Annotated in this window: 4 protein-coding genes and 3 pseudogenes; 5 read left to right on the top strand and 2 right to left on the bottom strand. The window is 56.7% G+C overall.

The features are described 5' to 3' along the window. Positions 1–51: 51 nt before the first annotated feature. Entirely contained in the window at positions 52–1,503 is a 1,452-nt protein-coding gene (tagF, locus tag H1Y61_RS21525; protein ID WP_180574773.1) for a type VI secretion system-associated protein TagF, read from the top strand. Next, positions 1,490–2,395, top strand: a complete 906-nt coding sequence (locus tag H1Y61_RS21530; protein WP_180574774.1) for a protein kinase domain-containing protein — start codon at positions 1,490–1,492, stop codon at positions 2,393–2,395. The genes tagF and H1Y61_RS21530 overlap by 14 nt, the downstream gene beginning before the upstream one ends. Before the next feature lie 148 nt (positions 2,396–2,543). Here H1Y61_RS21530 and H1Y61_RS21535 read toward each other — a convergent pair whose 3' ends face one another. Further along, positions 2,544–3,686, bottom strand: a complete 1,143-nt coding sequence (locus H1Y61_RS21535) for a polysaccharide biosynthesis/export family protein (RefSeq protein WP_174113059.1) — start codon at positions 3,684–3,686, stop codon at positions 2,544–2,546. 308 nt (positions 3,687–3,994) lie between these two features. Here H1Y61_RS21535 and H1Y61_RS21540 point away from each other — a divergent pair. Both H1Y61_RS21540 and H1Y61_RS21545 read left to right on the top strand, forming a co-directional pair. Further along, a pseudogene (locus H1Y61_RS21540) lies at positions 3,995–5,028 on the top strand (IS3 family transposase); the annotation flags it as partial. A gap of 396 nt (positions 5,029–5,424) precedes the next feature. Beyond that, a pseudogene (locus tag H1Y61_RS21545) lies at positions 5,425–6,528 on the top strand (IS630 family transposase). Positions 6,529–6,750: 222 nt separating this feature from the next. Here the strand turns inward: H1Y61_RS21545 and H1Y61_RS21550 are convergent. Next, positions 6,751–6,996 carry a hypothetical protein gene (locus H1Y61_RS21550; protein WP_180574775.1) on the bottom strand — a complete coding sequence of 82 codons (246 nt, stop codon included), beginning with the start codon at positions 6,994–6,996 and terminating at the stop codon, positions 6,751–6,753. A 26-nt stretch (positions 6,997–7,022) separates the two neighbouring features. Between H1Y61_RS21550 and H1Y61_RS26750 the strand changes: the two are divergent. Next, positions 7,023–7,145: pseudogene (locus tag H1Y61_RS26750) on the top strand (IS6 family transposase); the annotation flags it as partial. Between the last annotated feature and the right edge of the window lie 95 nt (positions 7,146–7,240).

A 7,240-nucleotide genomic window follows, 5' to 3' on the forward strand; every position in this document is an offset into this window, starting at 1 on the left:
AAGGCACCCCGGATCACTCTGTCGGGATGCATCCTGAGGAAGAGGCAAGCCATGGCATTGCGACCTGCCCAGACAGAAAAGCCCGCCAGTCAGGACCGGATCGGGTTTTTTGGCAAATTACCAAGCCATGGCGACTTCCTCTCGGATGGCCTGGAACGGGAGATGGTCGCGACGCTCGATGGCTGGATCCGAGGCGGCTTGCACGCCTGTGAACAGGAATTCGGCTCGGCTTGGCCGGAGCTATTCAGCGCCTCCCCTCCTTGGCGGTTCATCGTCGAAAAAGGTGTCTGGGGCCAAGTGGCTCATGCGGGTGTCATGCTCGCCAGCCGTGATCGGGTTGGTCGCAGTTTTCCGCTGATCATCATGGCGCAGATGCACCGCTTCACCCATCACCCCCGCACGCTGTTTCTGGACCATACTTGGTTCATGGCCGCCGAAGGCTTGGCTGAATCGACGATGACGCGGGAATTTGACATCAACCGCTTCACTGAAACCCTGAAGCGCATGCGTATGCCCCGTCCCCAGGAGGAAGAGGGCACCGCCACAGCCAGCAAGGATGGCACTGCGCTCTGGTGGTATATCGACCCGCAGACCTCAAAACCGCAGGGTCTCCGCTTTTCAAGCCAGATGAAGGCCGAGGACTTCCTGCGGCTTTTCCGGCAAAGCGCCGGCCTTACATCCCGACCACAAGACACGACCGCCCCTGCCTCATCCCGTGCCCAAGGGCCAGTCCCGATAAAAGCCGAGGCAAGACCTGCGCCTCAACGGACCGCTCCAAGCCCGGATAAGCCGCCCAGAGACCAACAAGCAGCTGAGCCGCAAGCAGCAGGGCTACGGTATAGTTATGCCACCCATGCCGGCACACGATTTTCGATCAATGCGGATGGGCTATTCATCTGCGAAAAACCGAGGATTTTCGCCATTGCCGATGGTGTTGGCGACGACACCGCGTCACAGGAAGCCGCACGCTATACTGCGGGCCAACTGGCCGAAATCGGTGAAACCGCCGATCTGGATACAATGTTGCAGGAAATCAAAGGCAAGCTTGGCAGGGCCAATAGCCTGTTGCAAGCCCGCACGCAACGCACAGACGGAACCGCACCCGCCGCCAGCGTTGTTGTCGCCGCCTTGGTGAATCATCAACTTCTGCTCGTTTGGGCGGGGGATGCCCGGGCGTATCTGTTGCGTGACGGCACAATGGTACCACTGACCCGCGACCATATCGCCATCGGCCTGCAAAAACGACTGCGGCGCGGGGTTGGATTGGATCAGCAATTTTTGCCGGAAACGCTGACCACCGACATATTACCAGGCGACCGCCTGTTATTATGCAGTTTTCCGCTGATCCAGGTCCTGACGGAGCGAACCGTCGCGGAAATTCTGCACCAATGCACCGATACAGAAAGCGCCGAACGGTTGGTTCAGGAGGCTTTGATTGCCAATGTGCGCGAAAATGTGAGCGCTATCGTCGTTAGCCTGGCGCGTACCGATGCCTCTGCCTGACGGTTTCAGCGACGTCGCCGCCCGTTTCAACGCCCTGATGCAAGCCGTGCGCGGGCATGTCGGGACACCCAATAGTGACGGGGAACAGCGGCTGCTGATCGACCAGTTGAGAAACGCTCTCGACCGACGGGCCGAAACATTGGCTCCCTCGGACCCCGCCTTCATTGCAGGAACATTTGCCGTCGAAAACCTGCTCTACGAGGGGAGTCATAGCCGCGTTCTCAAACTGCGCCATCGGGATCTGGAAACCGCCTATGTCCTCAAAACACTGACCACCGATGGAGCTTCGTCAGCCAGTCAGGCGGACCTCCTGATCCGTGAAGCCCGGATCGGCCTCAACCTGGACCACCCCAACATGGTCAAAACCTCAATACTATTGCGATTGGCCGATGGCAGCCCAGGCCTTATCCAACCCTGGTCTGGGTATTCTCTGAGGGAGAGCCTGGAGAGGGAGGGAAGAACCGGTCTCGACGTAGCGCAAATCATGCATGATCTGCTGACCGCACTTGAGGCTTTGCATAACCGCGGCCTTGTCCACGGTGATGTTACCCCCAGCAATGTCATTCTCGATCCGCAGCGGCGGATAGCAAGATTAGCCGACTTTGGTTTGACCATAGAATGCGGTGCCAGCTGGGCCGATCTCGGTCTTGCAGAGGTTGGCTCCCCGGACTATTGCGCACCGGAACAGAGTGCTTCTAGCAAGGCAGCGACAGCGATGGATCTCTACGGCGCAGGCCGCGTGCTCTTGCGAATGCTCAACACTGTGCCGCAAGGCCAGAACGCCGATCTTGCACAGCTCGCGGATCATCTCTGTAACATCGATCCTGGAAAAAGGCCCGAAACCGCCAAAGAAGCCTTGGCGAACCTGTCGCGGATAGGGACAAGGGAATGATAGCAAGGCGTAACAACGCTTAAGCTTTCTAGCCATCAAAGCATTAAAGACATCTCAAATCCATCAAGAATTTGAGATGTCCAAGACCGGAATTTTGACAGCCACTTCAATCATAGAACCGGCACGCTGCAGGTTCAGCCTATCAGGATCAATTGGAGGAGCCAGGGAGAGGTGCCGCCGATGTTGACGGCACTTTCTGGTAAACGGTCAGCAACTTGGCCGCATCAACCATGCCCGAATTGCTGGCATAGAGCACATCGCCCTTCTGCATCTGGAACAGTTGCATCAGCATGATGCTGGAGGCATCTTTCATATTCACATGATAGATTACCGGCTTGCTGCTGGTGGTCATGGCTACCGGTCCCTTGACGCCACTTGCCGTCACCGTCGATGCCGGAACCTGGATCAACTGGTTGCGGAACACGTAGACATTGCGGGCATCGGCCCGATCATCCAGCAAACCGCCAGCCCGGCCAACCGCCTGAGCCAGGGTAAGCTTGCCGGTTTCGAACTGGAATTCACCCGTGCTTTTGAAGGCGCCTAGGGCCGTATAGCTGGCCGGTTCACCATCGACGATCACCTGGTCGCCGGGCAGCAGGACGATATTCTGTTTTTCATCGCTCATCACCCTATCCAGCGTCGTCGTTGCGCGTTCCCGACCGCGCACAACGGTAACCTTGGCGGCCTGCGGTGCAACAGACGCCCCGCCTGACTGCGAAATGATATCCAGAACCCGCTCACGCCGCGCTGTCAGCGCCACTTTTCCGGGGGTCTTGACGCCACCGCTGACCAGAACGGCGCTGGACGGTTTGTCGACAACTGTCACGACGGCCTGTGGGTTAACCGCCGAGCCTTTCATGCCCTGGACAATACGATTTTGTAGGCCTTCCGGGGTGGAATCCGTCACCCGCTGCTTGCCAACGAAAGGCATGGTGACGCTGCCCTGCGGATCAACAGTGAAGCGACCAAGATTAAGAGTACTACTATGGGTGGAGGAAAAAAGACCTTCCTCGCCGGTATCCAGCAAGGTCACGTCAAACACATCGCCCGGCCGCAGTCTCTGTTGATTATAGGCGCCGCGAAGCACCGACAAACCCGGCTCGGAGGCTGAATAACCAGACTGTGGTGCGGCAGCCGTGACCGCTGGTGCCTTGGAAAGCTCGATCACCGGCACTTTGCTTGAACTGCCCGGGAACGTCGCAGACCGGATGGCCCCAGCACTTGGTCCATCCGATGGTTTTGCACAGCTCGACAAAATCGCAATCAAAAGAACTGGCAAAACCTTGCGCATGCGCTGCTCCAAAATCCAAGAATCAATAAAAAAATAGATAGCAGCAGATGCCTAACTAACAATTGTAAAAAACGGCAAATGCCGCAAAAACGACATTCAAAAAACACATGTTGCTTTTGCGCAACCCCAAGAGTGGAAATTGAAGGTAACTCGCGTCGCAGCAATTGCTACGATGGCATGCATCAGCTCGAAGCCCTTGTTGATGTCTTTGAGTGGCATGATATGGGTGATCACCGGGGCGATCAGGATTGAATAGCCCTTAGATTTGTAGGCACCTTCTTTCCTAATTTTGAGGCAAGAATCTCATCATGAGCAAATCGAATTTCAGCGAAGAGTTTAAAATCGACGCTGTGCGTCAGATCACCGAATGGCGCTATCCCGTTTCAGAGGTTTCGCAGCGGCTGGGTGTCAGCCAACATTCCCTCTACGAGTGGAAGAAGAAATTCTCTTCGCCGACGGGTGACCAGGGCAGCAACCAGGCCGAGGAGATCAGGCAGCTTAAAAAGGAACTGGCGCGCGTCACCGAGGAGCGCGACATGTAAAAAAAGCGACCGCGTATTTCGCCAGGAATGCAAAATGAAGTACGCGTTCGTTGCCCAGCATCAGAATCTGTTTTCGGTGCGAACGATATGCCGCCTGTTGCGCATTCATCCCAGCGGCTTTTACGCTTGGCTCCGGACACACTTGAGCAAGCGGGCTTGTAAAGACGACCGGCAAATCGGTCTTCTGCGGAAAGCCTAAGAGGAAAGCGGCAAGGTTTATGGCTACCGCAAGCTTCATGACGGCCTGCTCGACCACGGCAAGACTTGCTGCCTCAACAGGGTTGCCCGGCTTGCGCGGGCCGCCGGGATAAAGGCTCAGATCGGCTATAAGCGCCCTACTGGAATTTATGGCGGCAGACCCTCCATTGTCATCGATAACACGCTGGATCGACAACTCGACGTGGCCGCTCGGGACAAGGCCTGGGTCACCGACATCACCTACATCCGGACGAACTAGGGCTTTGCCTATCTTGCTGTCGTCGTTGATGGCTGTCTGGCGACGATAGCCAAAGGAAAAGGTTCTGGTGCGCTCGGATCAGGGTTCACAATTCACCAGCATGGACTGGGCATCGTTCCTGAAGCATCACAATCTGGTTCACTCGATGAGCAGACGCGGCGATTGCCATCACAATGCTGTCGCCGAGAGCCTCTTCAATCTTCTGAAGCGGGAGCGGATACGTCGCAAGGTCTACCGTTCTCGCGATGAAGCTCGAAAGGACATGTTCGACTACATCGAAATTTTCTACAACCCGAAACGCAAGCACGTCAGAAACGGAATGCTGTCACCTGTCGCGTTCGAAAGCAGCAAAAAACGTAACCCGGGGGTGTCTACGAAACTCAGGGCTATTCAGAAGAAAGAGCTTGCTGGCTTGCTCAATGGTGCAGAAGAACCACCTGCCCCGCTACATCCCAATCTGGCGAAATATTATCATGAGGAGATCGCCGCTCTCCTTGACCAGTTGAGCAATGAAGAAACGCGGGCGATGGTGGCCAACAAACTCCGTGCGCTGGTCAGCCGCATCGATCTCGTGCCCAATGGTAAGCAACTGGTGATCGTGCTGCGAGGCGATCTTGCCGCGATCCTCACCTTTGCATCCGGCAAGAAGAAGCCTAATACGTCGCCTTGCTGATGTTGACTCTTTGGGCTTCCCAAATCGCGGTGAATCTGAATCTCTGGGGCAAACCGGAGGTTTACGATGCGATCAGGGATTTCGTTGCGTGAAGATTTTGATGGAGACCATCTCCGGCGGCTGGCGCGGCAGACGAAGGACGCGGCCCAGGTAAGACGCTTGTTGGCGCTCGCGTCGATCTATGACGGCGGCACGCGGTCAGATGCCGCCCGCCTCGGCAATGTCACGCTCCAGATTATCCGGGACTGGGTCCTGCGCTTTAACGAACGCGGCCCCCAGGGCCTGATCAATGGCAAGGCTCCCGGTCAGCAGTCGCGGATGAACGATCAGCAGCGTGTGGCGCTGGCGCAGGCCATCGAGCGTGGTCCGACGCCCTATCTCGACGGCGTCGTTCGCTGGCGTCTGTGCGATTTGGCGCAATGGCTCTGGGAAGAGTTTCGCGTTTCTGTGAGCGAGCAAACGCTGAGCCGTGAAGTACGAGCCATGGGCTATCGCAAGCTGGCTGCCCGGCCCAAACATCACGCGCAGGACCCTCAGGCCATTGACGATTTTAAAAAAGTTTCCCAGCCGCAGTGGCAGAAATTGTTGCCGGAGCAGCCCAAGGAAAACGAATAGAGATTTGGTTCCAGGACGAGGCCCGGATCGGGCAGAGTGAGGCGGAAAAGCAAATGATCCAGTGAATCATTTGCCCGACGAACGAAGATCACGCGCCGTTGGGCCAAGCGCGGAACGCGACCGTCCGCGCCGCATGATCAACGCACGAGATCGGCCTATATCTTCGGTGCCATCTGCCCGAAGCTCGGCAAGGCCTCCGCGCTGGTCATGCCATGGTGTGACACCTACGCAATGACCCAGCATCTGGCTGAAATCGCCCGTCATGTCGATGACGGCGCGCACGCCATCCAGATCATGGATCAGGCTGGCTGGCACATGTCCAACACGCTCGTCGTGCCCGACAACATCACCATCCTGCCGTTGCCGCCGAAGTCGCCGGAGCTCAATCCCGTCGAAAACCTTTGGCATTTCATGCGCGAAAACTGGCTCTCAAACAGGATCTTCAAATCTTACGACGACATCGTCGCTCACTGCTGCGATGCCTGGCGAAAGCTCGAAAGCCAGCCGTGCCGCATCATGTCCATCGGACGCAGAGAGTGGGCAAATGGGTTTTGATCAATGAGACGGCGTATAAGTTCTTCAACGAAAGCGCGATCCTGGAAGACCTCATGAGAAGACTCGCATCGACTGAAGCCAAGAAACGCGAAAAGCCCCGTGACGCGGCTGTTCTGGGTCAATTTTGTAATCGTTGTAATTATTGGTTGCGGGGGTTCGCAGCCAACGATTCCTGAGATTGGTTGAAAAGCCTCTACCGAGGAGAGCGGCATAGGCTCTCGACTATGTCCGGTTCGAATCCCTGCCGGCCCGCCATTTCAGTCCGCCTCTGGGCACGCCAATCGCCGCCGATAGCCGCCCTTGATCGGCAATAAGCGTCTTTAGCAGCTCCGTTTTTGATCCCATGATGCGAATTGAGTCGTCTGCGACCTCGACGCGCTGCGCCAGGGCGCGCAGGTGATCCCGCCCAAAGCCGCCCTCATGGCCGCGAATGCGCTCCCGCGCGCGGCGTGCAAACCCTTCGATCATCGCGGGACTGAGGCTGGGCTTGTCTCAAATCCTTTTCATCAGCATCGGCTACATTGGATGGAATTGAGGTCGCCCATATGATCAGAAAGGGCCAATTCCAAACAGCAGGCCAATCCGCCTTTCAGCAATTTGCTGAACTCGCTGCATAACTGCGTCCGGCGATATCCACATCTGCGACCATTTCAAAAATTTGCGACAGAACCTACTCTGCCGCAATCCTGATAAGCGCCGATGCGAGCCCGCC

The organism is Agrobacterium vitis (genome assembly GCF_013426735.1).
Classification (GTDB): Bacteria; Pseudomonadota; Alphaproteobacteria; order Rhizobiales; family Rhizobiaceae; genus Allorhizobium; species Allorhizobium vitis_D.